This is a genomic window from Wenzhouxiangella sp. 15190, from assembly GCF_003417465.1.
Lineage (GTDB): Bacteria > Pseudomonadota > Gammaproteobacteria > Xanthomonadales > Wenzhouxiangellaceae > Wenzhouxiangella.
Genome location: NZ_QVMV01000042.1, coordinates 46,420 through 70,695, shown reverse-complemented (window position 1 = coordinate 70,695; position 24,276 = coordinate 46,420). Strand labels below are relative to the sequence as shown.

General features: G+C 64.1%; 20 protein-coding genes. 13 read left to right on the top strand and 7 right to left on the bottom strand.

Features of this window, described 5'->3' with window-relative positions; translation table 11 throughout:
* Window positions 1-3: 3 nt before the first annotated feature.
* From ftsW to lpxC, 8 genes are all read left to right on the top strand, one after another.
* Entirely contained in the window at window positions 4-1,185 is a 1,182-nt protein-coding gene (gene ftsW, locus DZK26_RS11020) for a putative lipid II flippase FtsW (RefSeq protein ID WP_117238661.1), read from the top strand.
* Entirely contained in the window at window positions 1,182-2,243 is a 1,062-nt protein-coding gene (gene murG / locus DZK26_RS11015) for an undecaprenyldiphospho-muramoylpentapeptide beta-N-acetylglucosaminyltransferase (protein ID WP_116896870.1), read from the top strand. The genes ftsW and murG overlap by 4 nt, the downstream gene beginning before the upstream one ends.
* Window positions 2,240-3,667 (top strand): UDP-N-acetylmuramate--L-alanine ligase, encoded by a 1,428-nt coding sequence (gene murC, locus DZK26_RS11010; RefSeq protein WP_258870800.1) that lies wholly within the window; start codon window positions 2,240-2,242, stop codon window positions 3,665-3,667. The genes murG and murC overlap by 4 nt, the downstream gene beginning before the upstream one ends.
* Window positions 3,664-4,590: a D-alanine--D-alanine ligase gene (locus tag DZK26_RS11005; protein WP_116896872.1), complete on the top strand. Its 927-nt coding sequence runs from the start codon at window positions 3,664-3,666 to the stop codon at window positions 4,588-4,590. The genes murC and DZK26_RS11005 overlap by 4 nt, the downstream gene beginning before the upstream one ends.
* Window positions 4,587-5,330 (top strand): cell division protein FtsQ/DivIB, encoded by a 744-nt coding sequence (locus DZK26_RS11000; RefSeq protein ID WP_181935623.1) that lies wholly within the window; start codon window positions 4,587-4,589, stop codon window positions 5,328-5,330. The genes DZK26_RS11005 and DZK26_RS11000 overlap by 4 nt, the downstream gene beginning before the upstream one ends.
* Window positions 5,323-6,552 (top strand): cell division protein FtsA, encoded by a 1,230-nt coding sequence (gene ftsA, locus DZK26_RS10995; protein ID WP_116896874.1) that lies wholly within the window; start codon window positions 5,323-5,325, stop codon window positions 6,550-6,552. Before DZK26_RS11000 ends, ftsA begins: the two co-directional genes overlap by 8 nt.
* A 174-nt stretch (window positions 6,553-6,726) precedes the next feature.
* On the top strand, window positions 6,727-7,896 hold the full coding sequence (ftsZ, locus tag DZK26_RS10990) for a cell division protein FtsZ (RefSeq protein WP_116896875.1): 1,170 nt from the start codon (window positions 6,727-6,729) through the stop codon (window positions 7,894-7,896).
* Between the two features lie 217 nt (window positions 7,897-8,113).
* Window positions 8,114-9,028: a UDP-3-O-acyl-N-acetylglucosamine deacetylase gene (gene lpxC / locus DZK26_RS10985; protein WP_116896920.1), complete on the top strand. Its 915-nt coding sequence runs from the start codon at window positions 8,114-8,116 to the stop codon at window positions 9,026-9,028.
* A gap of 150 nt (window positions 9,029-9,178) precedes the next feature.
* Here lpxC and DZK26_RS10980 read toward each other — a convergent pair whose 3' ends face one another.
* Window positions 9,179-9,493 (bottom strand): DciA family protein, encoded by a 315-nt coding sequence (locus DZK26_RS10980; protein WP_116896876.1) that lies wholly within the window; start codon window positions 9,491-9,493, stop codon window positions 9,179-9,181.
* A gap of 139 nt (window positions 9,494-9,632) precedes the next feature.
* Here DZK26_RS10980 and secA point away from each other — a divergent pair, with 139 nt between their 5' ends.
* Genes secA through DZK26_RS10960 form a run of 4 tightly spaced genes read left to right on the top strand, consistent with a single transcriptional unit; the run spans window position 9,633 to window position 14,816 of the window.
* On the top strand, window positions 9,633-12,356 hold the full coding sequence (gene secA / locus DZK26_RS10975; protein ID WP_116896877.1) for a preprotein translocase subunit SecA: 2,724 nt from the start codon (window positions 9,633-9,635) through the stop codon (window positions 12,354-12,356).
* A gap of 10 nt (window positions 12,357-12,366) precedes the next feature.
* Window positions 12,367-13,332, top strand: coding sequence for a Nudix family hydrolase (locus DZK26_RS10970; RefSeq protein ID WP_181918229.1), 966 nt, complete (start codon window positions 12,367-12,369; stop codon window positions 13,330-13,332).
* Entirely contained in the window at window positions 13,332-14,033 is a 702-nt protein-coding gene (locus tag DZK26_RS10965) for a 4'-phosphopantetheinyl transferase superfamily protein (protein ID WP_116896878.1), read from the top strand. The genes DZK26_RS10970 and DZK26_RS10965 overlap by 1 nt, the downstream gene beginning before the upstream one ends.
* 48 nt (window positions 14,034-14,081) lie before the next feature.
* The gene (locus tag DZK26_RS10960; RefSeq protein WP_116896879.1) at window positions 14,082-14,816 is read left to right on the top strand and encodes a creatininase family protein; all 735 of its coding nucleotides are present in this window, start codon (window positions 14,082-14,084) and stop codon (window positions 14,814-14,816) included.
* On the opposite strand, the gene ubiB is transcribed toward DZK26_RS10960, so the two are convergent.
* The 6 genes from ubiB to DZK26_RS10930 form a co-directional block, all read right to left on the bottom strand.
* Window positions 14,813-16,456, bottom strand: coding sequence for a ubiquinone biosynthesis regulatory protein kinase UbiB (gene ubiB / locus DZK26_RS10955; RefSeq protein ID WP_116896880.1), 1,644 nt, complete (start codon window positions 16,454-16,456; stop codon window positions 14,813-14,815). The two genes, DZK26_RS10960 and ubiB, sit on opposite strands and share 4 nt — an antisense overlap.
* A complete protein-coding gene (locus DZK26_RS10950) occupies window positions 16,453-17,064 on the bottom strand; it encodes an SCP2 domain-containing protein (protein WP_116896881.1) in 612 nt (203 codons plus the stop codon). Before DZK26_RS10950 ends, ubiB begins: the two co-directional genes overlap by 4 nt.
* 269 nt (window positions 17,065-17,333) lie before the next feature.
* On the bottom strand, window positions 17,334-18,059 hold the full coding sequence (ubiE, locus tag DZK26_RS10945; protein WP_116896882.1) for a bifunctional demethylmenaquinone methyltransferase/2-methoxy-6-polyprenyl-1,4-benzoquinol methylase UbiE: 726 nt from the start codon (window positions 18,057-18,059) through the stop codon (window positions 17,334-17,336).
* A gap of 47 nt (window positions 18,060-18,106) precedes the next feature.
* A complete protein-coding gene (locus DZK26_RS10940; protein ID WP_116896883.1) occupies window positions 18,107-18,466 on the bottom strand; it encodes a gamma-butyrobetaine hydroxylase-like domain-containing protein in 360 nt (119 codons plus the stop codon).
* Entirely contained in the window at window positions 18,463-20,055 is a 1,593-nt protein-coding gene (locus tag DZK26_RS10935; RefSeq protein WP_116896884.1) for an AbgT family transporter, read from the bottom strand. Before DZK26_RS10935 ends, DZK26_RS10940 begins: the two co-directional genes overlap by 4 nt.
* A gap of 321 nt (window positions 20,056-20,376) precedes the next feature.
* Entirely contained in the window at window positions 20,377-21,690 is a 1,314-nt protein-coding gene (locus DZK26_RS10930) for a GntP family permease (RefSeq protein ID WP_116896885.1), read from the bottom strand.
* A gap of 181 nt (window positions 21,691-21,871) precedes the next feature.
* Between DZK26_RS10930 and DZK26_RS10925 the strand changes: the two genes are divergently transcribed.
* Window positions 21,872-24,256, top strand: a complete 2,385-nt coding sequence (locus DZK26_RS10925; protein WP_116896886.1) for a TonB-dependent receptor — start codon at window positions 21,872-21,874, stop codon at window positions 24,254-24,256.
* The last annotated feature ends 20 nt before the right edge of the window (window positions 24,257-24,276 follow it).

Sequence of the window (24,276 nt, the reverse complement as noted above, 5' to 3'; positions counted from 1 at the left end):
GCCATGGCACAGGTGAAACAGGCTTATCGCACAAGAGACGCCGCGCCGTCCGCCGGGCTGGACCAGGTCATCCTGCTCGCCACCCTGGGGCTGCTCGGGGTGGGCGTGATCATGGTGGCCTCGACCTCGATCGCCGTGGCCGAGGGCTATTCGGTGTCGGTGTGGCATTTTCTCGCCAAACACCTGATCTATATCGGTGTGGGCGTGACTGCGGCCTTTTCTCTGCGCTTCATCGGCACCAAGCAGATGCAGTGGCTCGCACCCGTGGCGTTTCCCTTGTCGGTGCTGATCCTGCTGTTGCCTTTCGTGCCCGGCCTGGGTCACGAAGTCAACGGTTCCGCGCGCTGGATCGACCTGGGCGTGGCCACCTTCCAGGTAGTGGAGGTGGTCAAGCTGATGATGATCGTGTTCGTCGCCGGCTACCTGGCCAAGCGGCCGCAGCTGGGCCAGGCACGCTTCATCGAAACGCTCAAGCCGCTGCTTCTGGTCGGTCTGCTGGCGGCCATGCTGCTCAAGCAGCCCGATATGGGATCGGCCGTGGTTCTGGGTGCCATCGTCGGCGGCATGATCTGGCTCGCCGGCGCGGCCTGGAAGCATCTGTTCGTGCTCGGTCTGAGCAGTCTGCCGCTTCTGACTTTCGCCGCCCTCGAGCCGTATAGACTGCAGCGCGTGATGACTTTCGTCGATCCCTGGGCCGATCCCTTCAACAGCGGTTTCCAGCTGACCCAGGCGCTGATTGCCGTGGGCCGCGGACAGATCGACGGTGTCGGACTGGGTGCGAGCGTTCAGAAACTCTTCTACCTGCCCGAAGCGCACACCGACTTCATCTTCGCCGTGCTGGCCGAAGAACTGGGACTGATCGGCATCGTTTTCGTGATGATCCTGTTCTCCCTGCTGGTCGGGCGTATCTTTCTCATCGGCATACAGGCCTACCGTCAGGAACGATCTTTCTCGGCCTTCATGGTGTGGGGTATCGGCCTGTGGATCGGCATGCAGGCACTCGTGAGCATGGCCGTGAATCTCGGCATGCTGCCGACGAAGGGATTGACCCTCCCGCTGGTCTCCTCCGGCGGCAGCAGCCTGATCATGACGCTTCTGGCCATTGGCGTGGTGTTGCGCGTTCAGTGGGAGTTGAGCATGGAGGCGCTTCAGCAGCCGCGCCGACGCAGGGGGTGGCAGGTATGAGCGCCCCTCGCGTGATGATCATGGCTGCCGGAACCGGCGGGCACATCTTTCCGGGCCTGGCCGTGGCTTCGATTCTGCGCCAGCGAGGTGTCGAAGTGAGCTGGCTGGGCACGCCGACCGGGCTCGAGAACACCCTGGTGCCGGCCGCCGATCTCAAGCTCGAGACGATTACCATCGCCGGGCTGCGCGGTCGCGGGCTGGCCGGCTGGCTGGCCGCACCCTGGCGCATTTTCAAGGCCATTCTTCAGGCCCGAAAGCTGATTCGAAGGCACCGGCCGGACTGTGTGTTGAGCATGGGCGGCTACGTCGCCGGACCCGGCGGTCTGGCCGCGCGCCTGCAGCGCATTCCGCTGGTGATTCACGAACAGAACGCCATCGCGGGCCTGACCAATCGCTGGCTGCGCCCGCTGGCCGGTCGAGTCATGACCGGCTTCCCCGACACGCTGCCGGGCGGGCAACACGTGGGCAATCCGGTGCGCGCCGAAATCGCTTCATTGCCGGAACCGGACGCGCGCTTCGAAAACCGCGAAGGCCCGCTGCGGGTGCTCGTCATCGGCGGCAGCCTGGGGGCACGCGCTTTCACGCACGTGGTGCCCGAGGCCATTGCGCGCCTGCCCGAGTCGCAGCGTCCGCACATCGTGCATCAGGCCGGGCGCCAATTCGAGGCGACGAAGAAAGCCTACGAACAGGCCGGTGTCGAGGGCGAGGTCGTGCCCTTCATCGACGACATGGCTACGGCCTGGGGCGAGGCCGACCTGGCCATTTGCCGGGCCGGCGCATTGACCGTCGCCGAGCTGGCCGCCGCCGGCCTGGCGGCCGTGCTGGTGCCGTTCCCGCATGCGGTCGACGATCATCAGTTCACCAACGCCCGCTACCTGGCCGACGGCAATGCAGCCTGGCTGGTGCGCGAAGCCGATTTCGATGCGCGCTGGCTGGCCGAGCATCTGGACGCGATGGCGCGCCCGCAATTGCTGTCGATGGCGCGAAGCGCCCGCGCTCTGGCGCGAACCGACGCGGCCGAGGCCGTGGCGGATGCCTGCCTGGAGGTGGCCGCATGATCACGTACAGGCACGCGCCCAACCTGATGCACCGTACCCGCCGTATTCATCTGGTGGGGATCGGCGGTGCCGGCATGTGCGGCATCGCCGAAGTGCTGATCAACCTCGAATTCGAAGTCAGCGGCTCGGACCTTCAGCGCTCGACGACCATCGCGCGCCTTCAGGACATGGGCGCCGATATCCGCATCGGCCATGATGAAGCCAATCTCGGAGATGCCGATGTGGTGGTGGTCTCCGGTGCGGTGCCGGAAGACAATCCGGAAGTGATCGCCGCCCGCGAGCGCCGCATACCGGTGATCGCCCGCGCCGAGATGCTGGGCGAACTGATGCGCTTCCGCCAGGGCATCGCCGTGGCCGGAACCCACGGCAAGACGACAACCACGTCGCTGATCGCGACCTTGCTGGCCGAGGACGGGCTGGATCCGACCTTCATCGTCGGTGGTCTGGTCAATGCCTTCGGCACGGGCGCACGCCTGGGCGAGGGCCGCTACCTCGTGGCCGAGGCGGACGAGTCCGACGGCTCCTTTCTCAAACTGCAACCCGTGATTTCGGTGATCACCAACATCGATCGCGATCATCTCGACGCCTATCAGGGCAGCTTCGACCAGCTGCAGCGCGCCTTCCTGGAGTTCTTGCATCACCTGCCGTTCTTCGGCGTTGCGGTGCTGTGCATCGATGACGCCCACGTGGCAGAACTGATTCCCGAAGTGGGGCGCACGGTGGTGACCTATGGATTCGACGAGCAGGCCGACGTGCGTGCCACCGGCGTCCATCAGAAAGGCCGGCACATGCATTTCGAGTTGTGGTTGCCGGGCGAGAAGAACGCCCGTGCCGTCAGCCTGGCGCAGCCGGGTCGGCATAACGTACTCAACGCGCTCGGTGCGGCCGCCGTGGCCAGCGAGGTCGGGGTTTCGCCCGATGCCATCGTGCGTGGACTGCAGGCATTTGGCGGAATCGGCAGACGCTTCGCCGAGATCGGCGCGCTCGATCTTGCGGGACGCCGTGTGCTGGCTTTCGAAGACTACGGGCATCACCCCACCGAGCTGGAGGCCGTCATTCAGGCCGCGCGCGAGGGTTGGCCCGATCGCCGGCTGGTGCTGTTCTTCCAGCCGCATCGCTACACCCGTACCCGCGACCAGTTCGACGACTTCGCGCGCGTGCTCTCGAGCGCGGATTCCCTGGTGCTGGCCGATCTCTACCCGGCCGGCGAAGCCGCCCTGTCCGGTATCGATTCGGATGCGCTGGCCAAGGCCGTGGGAAGGCGGCGCGAGATACCCCTGCGTCGCATCGGCGCGGTCGGCGAGGCCGTCGATGTCCTGCCCGAGTTGCTTGAGGACGGTGATCTGCTGCTGGTCATGGGCGCGGGTGACGTTGGGCAACTGGGTGGCATGTTGAGAGAGCGCTTCGCGGAGGAGGCGGCATGACGCTGGGCGATCCGCGCAAATTCGGACAGGTGGCCCTGGTCGTCGGCGGCGACAGCGGCGAACGTGAAGTCTCGCTGAAGGGCGGACGCGCCGTGGCCGCCGCCATGGACCAGCTCGGCATCCAGTACAGCGTGGTCGATGGGCCGCGCCGTTTGCTCGAACACGTCGCTGCCGGTCATTACGACCGGGTGTTCAACCTGCTGCACGGTCGCGGCGGCGAGGACGGCACGCTGCAGGGTGCGCTGAGCATCTACGGTGTCCCGGTGACCGGGTCGGGAGTGCTCGCTTCGGCATTGACCATGGACAAGCTGCAGAGCAAGCGGATTTTCACCGCTTGCGGTCTGCCTACGCCCGAATGGGCAGTAGCCCGCAACGCGGCCGACAGCGAAAGGATCCTGCAGTCGATGACCCCGCCGCTTTTCGTCAAGCCGGTGCGTGAGGGCTCGAGCCTGGGCATGAGTCGCGTGATGGAAGCCGATCAGCTCCAGCCGGCGCTGGAGAAAGCCCTGTCCCACGACGAAACGGTCCTGGTCGAGCCGATGATCGAGGGTATCGAGTACACCGCGGCCGTACTGAATGATCGGGTGCTGCCGCTGATTCGGCTGGAGACGCCGCGGGAGTTCTATGACTACCAGGCCAAGTACGAATCGGGTGATACCCAATATCGCTGTCCCTGTGGTCTGGACGAGGCCGCCGAGGCGCACCTGGCTGATCTTTGCCTGGAAGCCTTCCGCGTGCTTGGCACGTCGGGCTGGGGCCGCGTGGACTTGATGGTGGATGAAGACGAGCAGCCCTGGCTGCTGGAGGTGAACACGACGCCGGGCATGACCGATCACTCGCTCATGCCCATGGCCGCGAAAGCGGCGGGAATCGAATTCGAGGAACTGGTATGGCGGATTCTGGAAACCAGTCTGAGCGCATGATCAGGCCGGCCTGGCTGGCCTCCGCGGTGCTTGCCGGCGCAGCGCTGTTGCTGGCGCTGTGGTTGCGCTCGGGATTGATCGGTAGCGAACAGTGGCCGATTCAATGGCTGGATGTCGCCGGCGAGCTCAAGCGCACCAATGCGAGTCAGGTCCGGGCTGCCGTGGCTGACGAGGCCGGGCGCGGGTTCTTCGCCGTCGATCTTTCGAGCGTGCGAACGAGCGTGGAAGACCTGCCCTGGGTGGCGCGCGCGGAGGTGAGCCGCGAATGGCCCGATGCCCTGCGCATCGCTATCACTGAGCACCGTCCGGTTGCGCGCTGGAACGACGACCGCCTGTTCAGTGACGGTGGTGAGTTGTTCAGGGTGTCCGGCAGCGAGGGCATGCAGGGGCTGGCGCACTTGCGTGGGCCCGAATCACGGGGTGGCGATGTGCTCGAGCGCTGGCAGACGATGCGCCGCCGTCTCGGCAGCGTGGGCCGCGATGTGGTCGAACTGGCCGTCGACGAGCGTGGCGCCTGGCGTGCCGTGCTCGACAACGGCGTCACGCTGGTGCTGGGGCGGGAGCAGATGGACAAGCGCCTGGCGCGCTACATCGGTGCGCAGGCAGCCCTCGACGATCTCGACCGGTCGATCCGGCTGATCGACATGCGCTACACCAACGGCCTGGCGGTGCGCTGGGCTGATACACAAACGGAAAGCGACAGCGAAACGGCAAAGGGAGAAGAAGCGACACATGGCTAAGCGACCGGACAAGTCGTTGGTCGTCGGTCTGGATATCGGCACCAGCAAGATCGTCGCCATCGTCGGCGAGGTGCAGTCCGACGGACAGGTCGAAGTGGTCAGCCTGGGCTCGCATCCTTCGCGCGGGCTCAAGCGCGGCGTGGTGGTCGATATCGAGTCGACCGAGCAGTCCATCCAGCGCGCCATTGAGGAAGCCGAGCTGATGGCCGACTGCCAGATTCACTCGGTATTCGCCGGTATCGCGGGCAGCCACATCAGTTCGCTCAATTCCCACGGCGCCGTGGCGATCCGGGACAAGGAGGTCACCGACGGCGACGTCGAGCGCGTACTCGAGTCGGCGCGGGCAGTGGCCATTCCGGCGGACCAGCGCATCCTGCACGTGCTGCCGCAGGAGTACGTCATCGATTCCACCGACGGCATTCGCCAGCCGGTGGGCATGTCCGGCGTCCGTCTGGAAGCGCGCGTGCATCTGGTAACTGCCGCGGTCAGCGCGGTCCAGAACGTTACCAAGTGCGTCGCCCGCTGCGGCCTGCAGGTCGACGATCTCATCCTGCAGCAGCTGGCTTCCAGCTACGCGGTGCTCAGCGAGGACGAGAAGGACTTGGGGATAGCGCTGGTCGACGTCGGCGCGGGTACGACCGATATCGCGGTATTCACCGAGGGTGCGATCCGCTATACCGCCTGCATTCCGATTGCCGGCGACCTGGTCACCAACGACATCGCCGTCGCGCTGCGAACGCCGACGGTGCATGCCGAGGAAATCAAGATCAAGTATGCCTGCGCGCTCGAGCAGATGGCCAGTTCCGACGAGACCATCCAGGTGCCCAGCGTCGGCGACCGGCCACCGCGGCGGCTCGAGCGCCAGACCCTGGCGCAGGTGGTCGAGGCGCGCTACCGCGAACTCTTCCACCACGTCCACAAGCAACTGCGGCAGTCCGGCTTTGAATCGATGATTCCGGCCGGCCTGGTGCTCACCGGCGGCGGCTCGAAGATGGAAGGCGTGGTCGAGCTGGCCGAGGAAATCCTGCATATGCCGGTCAGGCTGGGCGCGCCCCAGCACGTTACCGGCCTGTCGGAAGTCGTGAACAACCAGATTCATTCGACCGGCGTGGGTCTTCTGATCTACGGCAGCCGCATGGAAGGACCGCGGCGCACCGGACTGGGGCGCGGCGGAGAAAGCCTCTGGAACCGCATCAAGAACTGGTTCCAGGGAGAGTTTTGAAATGGGAGCCAAGGGCTTCCGCGAGTGTTTGCCCGAACTCGATGTACCTCGGGCAAGGCATGGGAGCGGCACAAAGCGTCCGTCAAGAAGGCGCGTGCCGCAATCCCTTGAAAGAGAGTTTAGGCCAAGACCGGCCTTTGTTGATCGACATGGCGAGCGAAAGGAGAAACCGACATGCCTTTTGAATTGATCGAAAACTACACACCCGGAGCGACCATCAAGGTCGTCGGGATAGGCGGAGGCGGCGGCAACGCCGTCAACCAAATGGTCGAACAGGCCATCGAAGGCGTGGAGTTCATCTGCGTCAACACCGACTCGCAGGCGCTGCGCAACTTCTCGGGCAAATCCACGCTCCAGATCGGATCGGGCGTGACCAAGGGCCTGGGTGCCGGCGCCAACCCCGAAGTGGGGCGCCAGGCGGCGCTGGAAGACCGCGACCGCATCAGCGAGATGCTGGAAGGCTGCGACATGGTGTTCATCACCGCCGGCATGGGCGGCGGCACCGGCACCGGGGCCGCGCCGGTGGTGGCCCAGACTGCCAAGGAAATGGGCATTCTGACCGTGGCCGTGGTAACCAGGCCCTTCCCCTTCGAGGGGCAGCGTCGCGGTACCGTGGCCAAGCAGGGCATCGACGAATTGTCGCACCACGTCGATTCGTTGATCACCATTCCCAACGGCAAGCTGCTGAGCGTGCTCGGCGGCGAAGTCACCCTGCTCGATGCGTTCAAGTCGGCCAATCAGGTGCTCTCGGGCGCGGTGCAGGGCATCGCGGAACTGATTACCCGGCCGGGCCTGATCAACGTCGACTTTGCCGACGTGCGCACGGTCATGAGCGAGATGGGCATGGCGATGATGGGCGCCGGTACCGCCAAGGGCGAGGATCGGGCCCTGATGGCCGCGCAGTCGGCCATCGGTTCACCGCTGCTCGAAGACGTCGACCTCAACGGCGCCTGCGGCATCCTGGTCAACGTCACTGCCGGCATGAACCTGAGCATGAAAGAGTTCGAGGAAGTCGGCACCACCGTCGCCGACCTCGCCAGCGAGGACGCCACGGTGGTCATCGGCACGGTCATCGACCCGGATATGAATGACGAGTTGCGCGTGACCGTGGTGGCCACCGGCCTGGGGTCACAGCGCCCAAAGCGCGAAGAGCGGCCGATGGAAGTCGTCCGCACCGGTACCGATAATCGTGCCGCATTCACGGCGACCGAGGAAGAACAGCGTGCGCAGGGCACGGGTGATCGACGGCAGTCCGAGCCGGGCGAGAGCCGCAAGCTGTTCGGTGAGCAGAAGGAAATGGACTATCTCGATATACCGGCCTTTCTGCGTAATCAGGCTGACTGAGGCTGCCGTCGCTCGAGCGGGTTGACGCAGTCAAAAGCAGATTGCCGGCACGGGCGTCCGACTCGCCACGGACGCCCGGCCGGCCGGTTTGTGACACGGATACGACGCCGAATGTGGTTTTTGGACAACATATGTGGCAATTTTCACGAAAAATTGCTTTTTCGCGACACATGGCTGTGCTATGCTCCGCGGCGTCAACCAGCAATCGGTTAACGCAGTGATCCGACAAAGAACACTCAAGAACGTCATCCGCGCCACCGGCGTGGGCCTGCACACCGGAGAAAAGGTCCTCATGACCCTGCGGCCGGCGCCCGCCAATTGCGGCATCGTCTTTCGCCGTGTCGACCTCGACCCGGTCACCGAAATCAAGGCCGAGCCACACCTGGTGCGCGATACCGCCCTGTCGACCACCCTGGTCAACGACGCGGGCGTGCGCGTGGCCACGATCGAACACCTCATGTCCGCGCTGGCCGGGCTGGGCATCGACAACCTCTACGTCGACCTCAGCGCCGCCGAAGTGCCGATCATGGACGGCAGTGCCGGTCCGTTTGCCTTCCTGATCCAGTCCGCCGGCATTGCCGAGCAGAACGCGCCCAAGCGCTTCATCCGGCTCAAGAAGACCGTGGAGGTGCGCGACGAGGACCGCTGGGCGCGCTTCGAGCCGCACGAGGGTTTTCGCGTCAACTTCACCATCGAGTTCGATCACCCGGTCATTCGCTCGCATTCCTGCCAGGCCGACGTGGAGTTCTCCACGACGTCCTATCTCAAGGAAGTCGCCCGGGCGCGCACCTTCGGTTTCATGCGCGACATCGAATACCTGCGCCAGCGCAACCTGGTGCTCGGCGGCAATCTGGACAACGCTGTGGTGCTGGATGACTACCGCATCCTCAATGAAAACGGCCTGCGCTACGAAGACGAGTTCGTCAAGCACAAGGTGCTCGACGCCATTGGCGACCTCTACCTGCTCAACCGTAATCCCATCGGCGCCTTCTTCGGCCACAAGTCCGGCCACGAACTCAACAACGAGCTCGTACGCCAGGTCCTTGCCGACCAGGAGGCCTGGGAAGAAGTGACGTTCGAGGATGACGAGCCGGCACCCATCTCCTACGTTCAGCCCGCTCAAGCGGTCTGAGGGAAAGAGCAAGCACGAAATTCGAAGCACCAAATCCGAAACAAATCCGAAGCACGAATGACAAAAACGAAACGGGCGCATCGCGCCCGTTTTGCGTTTCGAATTTCGGATTTTGAATTTGTTTCGAGTTTGGTGCTTCGGATTTCGAATTTATTGAAGTTGAGGCACCACGATCACCCGCGTCTCCTCCAACCGCTCATCGAGCTGCCGGTTGGCCTCCCGCAACAGGTCGTCGGCCATCAATCTTGCCCGGCTGGCCCACGCGGGGCTGGTGGCGGCCAGGACCAGGGTGTTGCCCTCGATACAGGCCAAGCCAATGTGCTCGCGCATGCTGCCCGGGAGGACCTGGCGGAGGCTGGCATCGAGCTGATCCAGGGCGCGGGCGGTCGACAGCAGGCGGCTGAGCCCATCGTGGCCCTCCGAGACGTCGGTAACGGCTCGCTCACTTCGGCGGTTGTTCGCCATTTCAGGGCTCCTGCAGCGCGATGGCCTGCAGTTTAACGCCCCGGCGGGCTACAATGGCAGGCTGTGCTTGCACCCGCGCGGTGCCGACCCCAAGTAAATTCACTTTGACAGAACCACTTCATCAGCCAACGGACGATTCATGCTCAAATCCCTGATCACCAAGGTGGTGGGCAGCCGCAACGAGCGGTTGATCAAGACCCTCTACAAGGATGTCGAGGCGATCAACGCCTTCGAGCCGGAATTCCAGAAGCTCAGCGATGCCGATCTCAAGGCCAAGACCGCGGAATTCCGTCAACGCCACAGCGAGGGTGAGAGCCTGGACCAGCTGCTGCCTGAAGCTTTCGCGGCGGTACGCGAGGCTTCCGTACGCACCCTGGGCATGCGTCACTTCGACGTGCAGCTCATCGGCGGCATCGTGCTGCACCAGGGCAAGATTGCCGAAATGAAAACCGGTGAGGGCAAGACGCTCGTCGCCACCCTGGCGGTCTATCTCAATGCCATTCCCGACAAGGGCGTGCACCTGGTCACCGTCAACGACTACCTGGCTGGCCGCGACGCCGAGTGGATGAAGCCGATCTACTCGGCGCTGGATCTGAGCGTGGGTGTATCGGTGCCCGGCATGAGCGCCGATGCCAAGCGGGAAGCCTACAACGCCGACGTCACCTATGGCACCAACAACGAGTTCGGCTTCGACTACCTGCGCGACAACATGGCCTTCTCGCTGGAGCAACGCGTCCAGCGCGGCCGGCATTTCGCCATCGTCGACGAGGTCGACTCCATCCTCATCGACGAGGCGCGCACGCCGCTGATCATCTCCGGGCCGACAGACGAAGGGCCGGACATCTACGTCAAGATGAACCGCATCGTGCCCAAGCTCGAGCCGCAGGAAGAAGAGGAAGGGCCGGGTGACTTCACCATCGACGAGAAGACCAAGCAGGTGTACCTGACCGAAGAGGGCATGGCCAAGGTCGAGGACCTGCTGGCCGAGGCCGGCATGATCGAGAGCGGCGCCAGTCTCTACGACTCGGCCAACCTGGGCCTGATGCACACGCTCAATGCCGCCCTGCGCGCGCACCACCTGTTCCACAAGGATACCGATTACATCGTGCGCGACGGCGAGGTCGTCATCGTTGATGAGTTCACCGGCCGCACTCTCCAGGGAAGGCGCTGGTCCGAAGGCCTGCACCAGGCCGTCGAGGCCAAGGAAGGCGTGCCCATCCAGCGCGAGAACCAGACGCTGGCCTCGATTACCTTCCAGAACTATTTCCGGCTCTACGAGAAGCTCTCGGGCATGACCGGGACGGCCGATACCGAGGCCTACGAGCTGATGTCCATCTACGGCCTGGAGGTGGTGGTGATTCCCACCCACAAGCCGATGATCCGCAAGGATTACCCCGACCTCGTGTTCCTGACCAAGGAGGAAAAGTTTGACGCCATCGTCGCCGACATTACCGACTGCGTGTCCAGGGGGCAGCCGGTGCTCGTCGGCACGACGTCGATCGAGAATTCCGAACTGATCGCCAATGAACTCAACAAAGCGGGCATCAAACACGAGGTGCTCAACGCCAAGCAGCACGAGCGTGAGGCGCACATCATCGAGCAGGCCGGCCAACCGGGTGCGGTGACCATCGCCACCAATATGGCCGGTCGCGGTACCGACATCGTGCTCGGCGGCAATCTCGAGGCCGAACTGCGCGACCTGGGCGAGGACGCCAGCGAGGAAGAGCGTCGCAAGGTCAAGGAAGACTGGCAGAAGCGCCACGATCAGGTAATCGAGGCCGGCGGCCTGCACATCGTCGGCACGGAGCGCCACGAGTCACGGCGAATCGACAACCAGTTGCGTGGCCGCTCCGGCCGACAGGGCGATCCGGGTTCCAGCCGTTTCTACCTGTCGCTGGAGGACAGCCTGATGCGCATCTTCGCCTCCGATCGAATGAGCGGCATGATGCAGAAACTGGGCATGCGCGAAGGCGAATCGATCCAGCACCCCTGGGTGAATCGCGCCATCGAGAACGCCCAGCGCAAGGTCGAGGCGCACAACTTCGACATGCGCAAGCACCTGCTGGAATACGACGACGTGGCCAACGATCAGCGCCGCGTCATCTACGCCCAGCGTAACGAGTTGATGGAAGCCGATGACATCAAGGACACCATCGACTCCATCCGCGAAGAGGTCTTCGATCGGCTCATCAGCCGGTTCATTCCGCCCGGTTCCATCGACGAGATGTGGGATTCGGAAGGGCTCGAGCGCGCGCTTTCAGGCGAGTTCGGTATCGAGGTGCCCATCCAGCGCTGGCTCGAAGAAGACGACACCCTGGCCGAGGAAGGCCTGCGCGAGAAGGTGATGGAAGCCGTCGAAGCGCACTACCAGGCCAAGGAAGACATGGTCGGCTCCTCGGTCATGCGCCAGTTCGAGAAGGCGTTGATGCTGTCGATTCTCGACCAGCAATGGAAGGAGCACCTCGCCGGCATGGACTACCTGCGCCGCAGCGTCGGCCTGCGCAGCTTCGCACAGAAGAAGCCGCAGCAGGAGTACAAGCGCGAAGGCTTCGAAATGTTCACCGAGATGCTCGACAACATGAAGCACGAGGTGATGAAGGGCCTGGCGCGCGTGCGCGTGCGAAGCGAGGACGACGTCGAGGCAGTCGATCAGCAGCGCAAGCGCGAAGCTCCGATGCAGTTCCAGCACGCCGAAGCCCAGTCGGCCACCAGCGATGGTGCCGCAGAGGGTAGCGGGCAGGGCGGCCAGGGCGCCACCAAGCCCGATACCTTCGTGCGCCAGGGCCGCAAGGTCGGCCGCAACGAACCCTGTCCCTGTGGTTCGGGCAAGAAATACAAGCAGTGCCACGGCAAGCTGGGGTAAGGCGTGTGGCGTGAAGCGTGAGGCGGGGTGGTCGCTTGAGCTGATCGAGGTGGTCGCCGGCGTCCTGCGCGACGCCCGCGGCCGGATCCTGCTGACGCAGCGTCCGCCCGGGAAGCACCTGGCCGGGACATGGGAATTTCCCGGTGGCAAGCGCGAGAGCAACGAAACCGGCCGTGAAGCGCTGGGGCGCGAACTGGCCGAAGAGCTGGGGATCACCGTTCGCTCGGTTCGGCCCTGGCTGGCCCTGACGCATCACTATCCCGAAATCGCGGTACGCCTGCAGCTCTACACCGTCGACGGCTGGCGTGGCGAGCTGCACGGTCGCGAAGGTCAGGCGCTCTCGTGGGTCACGGTCGAGGAAATGAACGCGCTGCCGATGCCGGCCGCCGACCGCCCCATCGTGCGCGCCTTCGGGCTCGGCGACCGCTACGCCATCACGCCCGACCCCGGGGACCTGGATGGTTGCGACGCGATTCTGGACTGGACCCGCGGTGCCCTCGAGCGGGGTATCCGCCTGTTCCAGTTGCGCGCGAAGTCACTCGATGACGTGGCGTTGGCCGATCTGGCCCGTGACTTCGGTGCCTTGCTGGCAGATGCTGACGCCCGCTGGCTGATCAATGGTCCACCGGAGTTGGCGGCTGCATCCGGCGCCGATGGTGTTCATCTCGATGCCGCCGGGCTCGACAGAGTGACGGCTCGCCCCCTGTCCGGAGATTACCTGGTGGCGGCGTCTTGTCACGACGACGCGGGGCTGGTGCGCGCGGGTGAACTGGGGCTGGATTTCGTGACGCTGTCGCAGGTGCGAACCACGCTCGGCCATCCGCGAGCGACTGCCCTGGGCTGGGAAGGCTTCGAGCGCCTGTGTCACTCTTCGCCGCTACCGGTTTACGCCCTCGGCGGCGTCGCGCCCGGCGACCTCGAGCAATCGCGCGAGCACGGCGGCTTCGGCGTGGCCGGTATCCGGGCCTTCGGGTAATGTCGATCGAAACGGTTCAATTACCCATCCGGTCGCGGTCCATGCCAGACCCCGGCACGGTGGACGTCTGGCTGACCCGGCTTACCGAGATGCCGCTGGATACCGGGCCACGCGGCGATACCCGCCGTGAGCGCATCATGCGCCAGCGCGTGCAGCAGCAGTTCTTCCTTCGTCTTTTACTGGCCGCCTACCTGGGCTGCCCGGGCAAGTCCGTCCAGTTGGTCCGGAGTGACCGCGGCAAGCCCATGCTCGCCGGTGAGCATGCGGACAGCCGGCTGCGTTTCAATGCGTCGCATTCCGGTGAATGGCTGGCGGTGGCAATTGCCGATGGCGTTGCCGTGGGTATCGATATCGAAACCGAACGCCTGCTGCCGAAGTCTTCTTTGCTGGCGCGTCGTTTCCTTTCGCCCGAGGAAGGGGAATGGATCAGCGGACTGGATGAACCCTTCCGGTCCAGGCAGTTTCTGAAGCAGTGGACGGCGCGCGAATCTCTGGTCAAGGCGCGCGGTTGCGGTCTGGCCGGTTGCCTCGGAGAAATGGTGCTGGACTGGCAGCCGCCTGCCATCCACCGCCTGCCCGCCGACTGGGACAATGCCGGCGACATGGTGCTGAGATCTCTCTCGCTGCCCGACGGTCTGGTCAGCCATCTCTCGGCCACCCGGGGCCCTGCCGAACCCGTGATCCGTCGCATCACCACTTGAGCATCCACTGACCTGAATTTACGAGCAACGATCGAAAGGGAGTCGAACATGTTTCTTCAGCGAACGACCTGGCCCGAAGTCGAGGCCTATCTCGAGCACTCGACCGGCATCGTCATGCCCATCGGTTCGACCGAGCAGCACGGACCGACCGGCCTGATCGGCACCGACGCCATCTGCCCCGAGACCATCGCCGGCGGCCTGGCCGAAGCCGGAATCCTGGTCGGACCGACCTTGAGCATCGGTATGGCGCAGCATCACCTCGGTTTTCCCGGCTCCATCACGCTAAGGCCTTCAACCTTGCTCGCCGTCGTGCGCGATGTTGTCAATTCCCTGGCCGTTCACGGCTTCACGCATTTCTACTTCCTCAACGGCCACGGCGGCAACATCGCCACGGTCAATGCCGCGTTCGCCGAGATCTGGGCCGATGCTAGTTTCGCGCAGACGCCGTCCGGTCTGAAAATGAAAATGGGCAACTGGTTCGCCGGGAAGCGTGTCCAGGCACTGGCCCGTGAACTCTACGGAGACGCCGAAGGCAGCCACGCCACCGCCTCCGAAATCGCGCTGACCTGGTATGCCCACCCGGAGGCCGAGCGGCGCGACAAACTGGATCCGCTGCGTGCACCGTACGGGCCAATTCGCGATGCCGCCGACTATCGAAAACACTTTCCCGACGGCCGAATCGGTTCGGAACCGCATCTCGCCACACCCGAACACGGCGAGCGTTTCTACGAGGCCGGCCTGGCCGATGCCCTCGAGGACTATCGGAATTTTCTTGCTTCCTAGCGCCAGGTGCGCCAGCCGAGGACAAGACCGCCGAGAATAGCCAGGCCCGCCGGGAGGGAATAGCCTTCCCACAGCGGGGCGACCTGGTACCCGGCCAGCACGGCGCCGGAGACGAGCAGGCCGGCGGCGAAAACGGCTCCCGGAAGACGTCGGTTCTGGCGGCCCAGTTCGCTGGCCAGCTTTTCGAGGTCTTCCGAATCGATGCGGGTGCGCAACTGGCCGGAACCGGCCCGCTCGAGGTAATCGTGGACCAGTCCGGGAATCTCGGGAGAGCGGGACAGCCAGTTCGGAAGCTCGCGTGCGAGGCGGCGCGCGGTGCGCGGCAGGCCGTAGCGCTCGGCGAGGATCGCTTCCAGCTCGGGTTTGGCGATATCCCACATGTTGAGTCTTGGAAACAGCGAGCGGGCCATGCCCTCGATATTGAGCAGGGTTTTCTGAAACATCACCAGTTGGGGCTGCAGGGTGAGCTTGAAACGCCGCGCGACCGAGAACAGGGCGATGATCAGCTCGGCGAAGGACACTTCCTCGAGTGGTCGGGTGAAGTTGGGTTCGCCGACCGTGCGTATCGCCGCCTCGAGTTCGTCGATGCGGGTATCGGATGGCAGCCAGCCGGCCTCGACGTGCAACTCGGCAACGCGCCGGTAGTCGCGGTTGAACAGGGCCATGAAGTTCTCGCCGAGATAATGCAGATCGGCCTCGGGCAGGCTCTCGACGATACCGAAATCCAGCGCGATATAGGTGGGATCGGCCGGATCGGTGGTGTCGATGAGGATGTTGCCCGGATGCATGTCGGCATGGAACAGATTGTCGCGGAAGGCCTGGGTGTAGAACACCCGGATGCCGCGCTGGGCCAGCCGTTCGAGGTCGACGCCGCGGCGTTCCAGTTCAGCGATGTCCTTGACCGGGACGCCATCGACGCGTTCCATGACCAGTACACTCGAAGCCGTGTAGCGCCAGTGGATGGCCGGGATGTAGAGGTCGGCCGAGTGCTCGAAATTGTGCCGAAGCAGGGAGGCGTTGGCCGCCTCGGCCTGCATGTCGAGTTCGCGTTCGATGACGCGCTCGAATTCGCTCACGATATCGTCCGGGCGAATGCGATCGCCCTCGGGATGGTAGCGACGCGTCAACCGCGCCAGAGCATGCAGCAGTTCGAGATCCTTGCGGATCTGGCGTTCGATGCCGGGTCGCACGATCTTGACAACCACCCGCTCGCCGCCTTCGAGCCGGGCGCCGTGAACCTGGGCGATGGAGGCCGATGCCAGCGCTTCGTTCTCGAATTCGGCGAACAGTTCGTCGACCGGCTTGCCCAGTTCGGACGCGACCGCGGCACGGGCCATCTCGGCGGGGAAGGGCGGCACGTCGTCCTGCAGCCCGGCCAGTTCCTCGGCGATATCGTGGGGCAACAGGTCACGCCGCGTCGAAAGGATCTGGCCGAACTTGACATAAATCGGTCCGAGTTCCTGCAGCGCCCTCCGCAAGCGCCTGCCCCGTGGCAGGTCGCGCACGCCGCGCCGGCCCCACGGCAGCAGGCGGACCGCGCGGGCGAACCGGAGCGGCGGCAGGGCCACCAGCAACTCGTCGAGCCGATAGCGCGCCAGGGTCAGCGCGATGCTGGTCATTCGAAGCATGCGCGAGATCATGTGCGGCTCCGGCGGCGCAGGCGCGCTTCGAGCCGATCGACCGCTTCCCGCAATTCGTCGACTTGGTGCACGAAATCGTCGACCTCCTCGCGCATGACGAGCAGGCCCGATTCCTCGCGCAGGAAGCGCGCGGCCTGATCGGCCGCGGTGTTCGAGACATGCCGGGCGCCGGCGCGCGCGTCGGTGAGCATGCGCCAGAGCTGGTGGCCCACGACCGGGCCGAAGCGTTCGACGAACATCGACTCCCAGTCGGGGTCGAGCTGCTTGAGCAGCTTTTCGAAGGCCTGGCCGGTGCCGGCCTCGCCCTCGATCCGTACCCCGCTGCCGGGGGCGCGCCAGTCCGGCACGGCCATGGCCAGCAGGGCCACCGGCGTGCCGCTGATGCTGGTATCGGGCGGTGTGTCGTCCTCGGCGCTTACGCCCAGGGTGTCTTCGTGGCCGCGGAAATACAGGTCGATCCCCAGGCCCTTGAGTTTCAGCCGAACGACCTTGTCCTTTAGCGGGGCGAGTCGCTGCGGGGCCTTGTCGTCGAGTGCGGCGGCGCGTGCGATCGCCTGCTCGATGCCAGCGGCCAGCATGCTCGGCAGCGGTGTGAGGTAGCGGCTCATCCCTAACTAATGAGATCCTTGATCAGCAGGCATTCAGCTTGCTCTGAAGCGTTCGTGCCAAGGCGTCGACGCGCCGGTGTAGCCACTCTACATCAAGTGTCGAGAACGCAGTCCACGGACGCTTCAGTGCAAGCCCTCCGGGAGATTCGGATGCGTCCGCCTGCTGCGTTGTGTCGGCTCGACGTAGCGCCACTATGCCTTCGCCGACACGCCTTCCAGGCGAACGCATCCGAAACTCTGAAGGCCTGCTGATCAAGGATCTCATTAGTTTAGACTTTGGCGCCACGGTGAATCGCACAGATGCCGCCGGAAAGGTTCGACCAATCCACCCGCTCGAAGCCGGCCTCGCGCATCTGCTCGGCCAGGGTGGGCTGATCGGGAAAGCGGCGGATCGACTCGGCCAGGTACTGGTAGCTTTCGGCATCGCCGGCAATCTGTGCCCCCAGACGCGGCAGCACCTGGAACGACCATGTGTCGTAGACCTTCGCCAGTGCCGGCAGGCCGACTTTCGAGAATTCCAGGATATGCACCCGGCCGCCGGGCCTGAGTACCCGGTACATTTCGGCCAGGGCCGTGTCGCGCCAGGTTACGTTGCGCAGGCCGAAGGCGATGGTGAGGTGGTCGAAATGGTTGGCGGCGAAAGGCAGGGCCTCGGCATTGACCTGCAACCACTCCAGGCCCCCGACCAGGCCCTTGGCGTCCATCCGCGAGCGGCCGGTGGCGAGCATTTCTCGATTGATGTCGGCAACGATCACATCGGCACCGCGCTCGCGTGCGAGTTTCGCAATGTCGCCGGTTCCCCCGGCCAGGTCGAGCAGTTTGTGGCCCGCTCGAATGCCGCAGGTCGCCACGAAGTGCCGCTTCCAGAGCCGGTGAATGCCCAGGCTCATCAGGTCGTTCATCAAGTCGTAGCGCTTCGCCACCGAAGAGAAGACGCGATCGACCAACTGCGTCTTCTCCTCGGGTGATACGTCGCGGTAGCCAAAGTCGGTCATCTGTTCGTGCTCGTTGTGATTCAGGGCGAGGAGTCAGGATTCAGGAGTCAGCGATCCTCGTCCAGGCCGGCGTCACTCAGGCGACTCCGGTAGCGGGCCAGGTTGGCGTCCATGTTCCTGCCCAGATCATAAAGGAAAGACCATGAATAGATGCCGGTATCGTGACCGTCGTCGAAGCGGATCTGCACGGCGTAGCTGCCGACCGGCTCGATCGCGGTGATGTCGACGTCTTTCTTGCCGGTCAACAGTTTCGGTTCCGACAGGCCGTGGCCGCGCACCTCGGCCGAGGGCGAGTGGGTTCGCAGGTACTCCGCCGGCAGTTCGAACTGCTCGCCATCGTCGAAGGCCACCACCAGCACGCGCCTGGCGCGCTCGTAGCGCAGTTCTAGCGGCTGTCGGTCGGTCATGGCGCTTCGTAGTAGGTGGGCGAACCCGGGCCGACCGGCAGATCGAGACCGAATACCCAAAGCAGGAACAGCAGGCTCCAGCCTATGAAGTAGAAGATCGAGTAGGGCAGCATGGTGGCGATCAGGGTGCCGATGCCGAACTTCTTGTCGTAGCGTGTCGCCCAGGCCAGGATCAGCCCGAAGTAGCTCATCATCGGGGTGATGATGTTGGTGGTCGAATCGCCGATGCGGTAGGCGGTCTGGATGACCTCTGGTGAGTAACCGATAAACATCAGCATGGGCACGAAAATCGGGGCGGTGACCGCCCACTGCGCCGAGGCCGAACCCAGAGACAGGTTGACGATGCCGCACATGATGATGAACAGCACGAACACCAGCGGTCCGGTCAGGCCGATGTTCTGCAGGAACTCCGCGCCGGTCACGGCCGTGATCAGACCGAGGTTGGACCAGCCGAAGAAGGCCACGAACTGGGCGGCAAAGAACACCAGCACGACGTAGAGGCCGAGGGTCGAGATGGCCGAAGACATGCCGTCGATGACATCACGGTCGTTCCTCATCGTGCCCACGACCTTGCCGTAGGCGAAGCCGACAACCAGGAAGAAGATGAAGATCCAGGCGACGATCGAATCGAAGAACGGGCCGGAGGATTCGAGGAAGCCTCCGCCGGCGTCCGGGTCGCGCAGAATGCCGTTTTCCGGTACGACCAGCAGGGCGATCAATCCCAGCAAGGCGACGGTGGTGAACAGGGCGGTGCCCAGGCCCTTTTTCTCCGAGCCGGTAAGCGGCTTCATCTGGCTGTCGTCGAGTACCGAGGGATCGGCATTGGAGTCGTCGTACTCGCCCAGCTTGGGCTCGACGATGAAGGTGGTCACCAGTGAGCCGATGATGGTGATCATGAAGGTCGACACGATCATGAAATACCAACTGGCGGTGGCGTACACGGTGTAGCCCGGATCAATGAGCTGGGCGGCTTCCTCGGTGATACCGGCCAGCAACGGGTCGATGGTGCCGAGCAGGAGGTTGGCGCTGTAGCCGCCCGATACCCCGGCGAAAGCCGCGGCCATGCCGGCCAGGGGATGCCGGCCCAGGGCCAGGAAGATGGCGCCGCCAAGCGGAACCAGCACGACATAGCCCATTTCCGAGGCGGTGTTCGATAGCACGCCGGCGAAGACGACCGCCACGGTGACCACGTGCTTCGGTGCCGACAGAACGATGCCGCGCACCATCGCCGACAGCAGACCCGACTTCTCGGCCACGCCGACACCGAGCATGGCGACCAGCACCACACCGAGCGGGGCGAAGTTGACGAAGTTGTCGACCAGGCCGCCCAGGATTCGTCGCAGGCCCTCGGGGTTGAGCAGGCTGACGGCCTCGATGGTGGCGCCGGCGCCCGCGCTGGGCCGGGGATCTTCGACGCTCAGCCCGATCCAGCCGAAAAAGCCCGACAGGAAGACCATGGCGGTCGCGAGGATGGCGAACAGGGTGACCGGGTGAGGCAGGAGATTGCCGAGCCACTCGACGACGTCCAGAAAGCGGGTAAACCAGTTTCGCCGGGCGGTCGCGGCCGCCGAGTTGTCGTAATTGCTCACGATGTCAGTCCCTGCGTTTGGTCCGGAATGCCGCCGTGGCAGCGACCCGGCATGATAGCGCACGGGCCCGCCGGCTGTCTGCTGCCGAGGGAGCGCTCGGGGGGTGGCTGGGCCGGGGAGACAGCGTTACACGCTGAGTGTGAAGTGTTAAGTGTAAAGTGTTAAGAATCAATGAGATGGCTTTGCGATAACGCCTAACACCTAACACGAGCCGTGCCGATCGCAAGCCTCGAGATATAAAACCTGAACCACCGACCTAACGCCCGCCACTTCACACTTCACACTTAAAACTTCACACTTAAAACTTCACACTTTAAGTCTTCAAAGCCCCAGCGCGAACAGCCCCAGGCAGAGGATCAGGCCGGCGACCGGGATCAGCACGGTCAGTGCCCCCATGGCCGGGTAGGCGCCCGAATGGGTTTCGTTGCAGATGGCGCGGATGGTGGTGACCACGTAGCCGTTGTGCGGCAGCGAATCGAGCGCGCCCGAGGAAATCGAGACGACCCGATGCAACTGGTCGGGATCGACGCCGGCGTCGACGTAGTGCGGTCCCAGGATAGGCAGGGCGATGGCCTGGCCGCCGGAGGCCGAGCCGGTCATGGCGGCGATCGCCGAAACGGCGATGGCGGCGCTGACCAGGCCGTTGCCCGGCAATCCGGTGACCCAGACCACCGCGGCGTCGAACGCGGGCGATACCTTGGCGACCGTGCCGAAGCCGACCACGGCAGCCGTGTTGCCGATGGCGACCAATGCGCCCACGCCGCCTTCGGTCAGTGCCAGTCCTGGCTGATGCAGATGGCGCAGGTTGATGGCCGCCGCACCGATGCAGCCGGCCAGCAGCGCGACGATCAGTGCGGAAATACCCAGGCGGTCGTGCAAGGTGAAGGAGAATCCGAGGACCAGGATCAGGGGAACCAGGGCGACTATGGGATTGGGCAGATCGTCGCGTCCGCTCTCGGGGTCGACTTCGCGCTCTTCAAACGACTCGCCGCGCTCGACGGCGCGCTTGAGCATCCACTGCAACCAGACATAACCGGTGGTGGCCATGAAGATGGCGACCACCAGGCTGGCCTGCCAGGCCGCCAGCGGGCCGGTGCCCAGATGCTCGATCGGAATCCAGTTCTGGATTTCGGGTGATCCGGCCGAGGTCATGGTGAAGGTCACCGAGCCGAAGGCCAGGGTAGCCGGAATGAAGCGCCGCGGCAGATCGGCGTCGCGGAAGAGGGCCAGCGCCATCGGGTAGACCGAGAAAGCGACCACGAACAGGCTCACCCCGCCGTAGGTCAGCACGGCGCAGGCCAGCACGACGGCCAGCGCGGCCTGTTTCGTGCCCAGGCGGCGAATGATCCAGTGGGCGACCGATTCGGCGCCGCCGGATGATTCCATCATCTTGCCGAACAGCGACCCCAGCAGAAAGACGAAAAACCAGGAGGCGATGAAGCCGGTGAAGCCGTCCATGTACTGGGTGATCAGGTCGGCCTGGCCTTCCGCGGCCAGCGGCGGCAGCAAGGCGATATTGCTGGTCAATGCGACCAGCAGGGCGCACAGGGGGGTGGCCACGAACAGGCTCATGCCGCGCATGACGAGTACGATCAATAGAGCGAGGCCGCCCAACAGGCCGATCAGGCTGAGCATGATGGATGCTTCCGCATGAATTCGCGGCCATGTTGGCAAGGCCCGTCGCGGTGCGTAACTGTACCAAGGTACAAGTTACATGGCCGGGCAGCTTGTCTAGTCTGCAAGCCGTGTCGGTCGCTTCGCAGTTCGCGGAAGCGGCATGAATCTGCGAGCAAGCCTTCGATTATAGGGAGTGGAAATGAAATCACTGAAGCTGTCACAACTGAGCCTCGCCGTTGCCATGGGCCTGGCGATGACCTGCAGCGTTTATGCGCAGGACGAATCCTCCGACGTTACTGAAGAGGAGGACTCGGAGCAGTCCTCCGAGCTCGAACACATCCAGGTGACGGCCCGGCGCCGCACTGAGCGCCTGCAGGACGTGCCGATTTCTGTGACTGCACTTTCGGGTGAGAACCTGGAAGAGTCCGGCGCCCAGGACATTACCTATCTCAATCAGGTCGTACCCAATACGACCATGGAAGTCTCCAGGGGTACCAGCAACACGCTAACCGCTTTCATCCGCGGTGTCGGCCAGCAGGATCCGGTCGCCGGTTTCGAGGCCGGAGTCGGCGTCTACATTGACGATGTCTACCTCAACCGTCCGCAGGGGGCCGTGCTCGACATCTATGACGTGGAGCGGGTCGAAGTGCTGCGCGGTCCCCAGGGCACCCTCTATGGTCGCAACACCATCGGCGGTGCGGTCAAATACGTGACCAAGCGCCTGGGCCGAGAGCCTTCGGCCAGCGTTCGTGCCAGCGTGGGCAGTTACTCCCAGGCCGACCTGGTGGTCAAGGGCGAGACGCCGATCGGCGATACGCTCGCCATCGGTGGTGCCTTGGCCACGTTCAATCGCGACGGTTTCGGCAAGAACCTGACGACGGGCCTCGAGAACTACAACAAGGAAGTCATGGCCGCCCGCGCCAGCATGGAGTGGACGCCGGGCGACAACCTGTTCATGCGCCTGTCGGGCGACTACTACAAGGATGATTCCAATCCGGTGGGCGGCCATCGCCTGATCCCGGGCCTGTTCTCTGGCGCCCCCGTGCTCGACGATGTCTACGATTCCCGCGGCGGCATGCGGGGTGAGAACGAGACCGAGCAGGAAGGACTGAGCCTGCTGGTCGAGTACGACATCAACCCCAGCTGGCTGTTCAAGAGCATCACTGCCTGGCGCGCTGACGAGACCATCAATCAGATCGACTTCGAGGCGTTGCCGCCGGTCGACCTGGATGTGGCCACGATCTATGACAACGAGCAGTTCAGCCAGGAGTTCCAGCTCAACTTCACCGGCGATAACGTCAGCGGTGTCGCTGGTTTCTACTACCTGGATGCCAACGCCTTCGGGCCGTTCGATGTGCGTCTGTTCCAGACCGGTGAGCTGCTCGGTTTGCCCGAGCTCAATGCTTTCACCCTGGGCGACGTCGATACCGAAACCTGGTCGGTCTTCGCCGATGCCAGCTTCGATCTGGCCAACATGTTTGACCTGAATACCGGACTCGAGCTGTCGGTGGGTGGACGCTACACGGAAGATGAGCGCTCCTCGCGCGTGCTGCGTCAGACCATGCTGGGCAGATCCTCCTACTTTGGCGGTGACCCGACCATTCTCTCGATCGATTCCGATTTCCGGGGCTCGGATACTTTCTCGGAGTTCACGCCGCGCGCCAGCCTGGCCTGGCAGCCTAACGACCAGCACAATCTCTACGTTTCCTGGAGCCAGGGCTTCAAGGGCGGCAGCTTTGACCCGCGCGGACTGACCACCGCAGCACCGGACTTCAATGGTGACGGTACGGTCAGTGAAGACGAAGTCTTCGAGTTCATGCGCTTCGAGCCCGAAACAGTCGATACCTACGAGATCGGCGCCAAGTCGTCGTTCGCCGACGGTCGCGTCAACACCAGTCTGGCGTTCTTCTACAGCGACTACACCGATATCCAGGTGCCCGGTTCGATCGGGGTCGATACCGACGGCGACGGCGTTTCCGACACCTTCGCCGGTGTCACGACCAATGCCGGTGAAGCCACCGTCCAGGGTGTGGAGCTGGAACTGAACGCCCTGCTGGGTAGTAACCTGGCCACCCAGGGTGATGCCCTTACGACCATGCTGACCCTGGGTTACATCGATGCCGAGTACGACGAGTTCATTACCTCGGTCACGGACCCCGCCACGGGCGATACCGCGCTCGAGGATGTTTCCGATGAGCGCGTGTTCCAGAACACGCCGGACTGGACCGGCCACTGGAACATGCGCTATGAAACGCCTATGGCGCTATTCGGTAGTGAAGGACTGTTCTCTGTTATCGGGGCCTGGTCCTACCGGGGCGAAACACACCAGTTCGAGATTCCCTCGCAGTTCCTCGACCAGGAAGCCTATTCGCTCTACGACCTGCACCTGGTCTGGGAGCGCAACGACGGGCGCTACGAAATCGGCCTGCACGGGCGCAACCTCGGCGACGAGCAGTACAAGACCTCCGGTTACGTGTTCGCCACGCCGGACGGCAGTGAGTCGACGCTGGGTCTCGAGGGTGTGATGAACGCCTTCTACGGCCCGCCGCGCACGGTCACGCTGACGGGCACCATAAACTTCTGACGTTCGCTTGACTCTCCTCT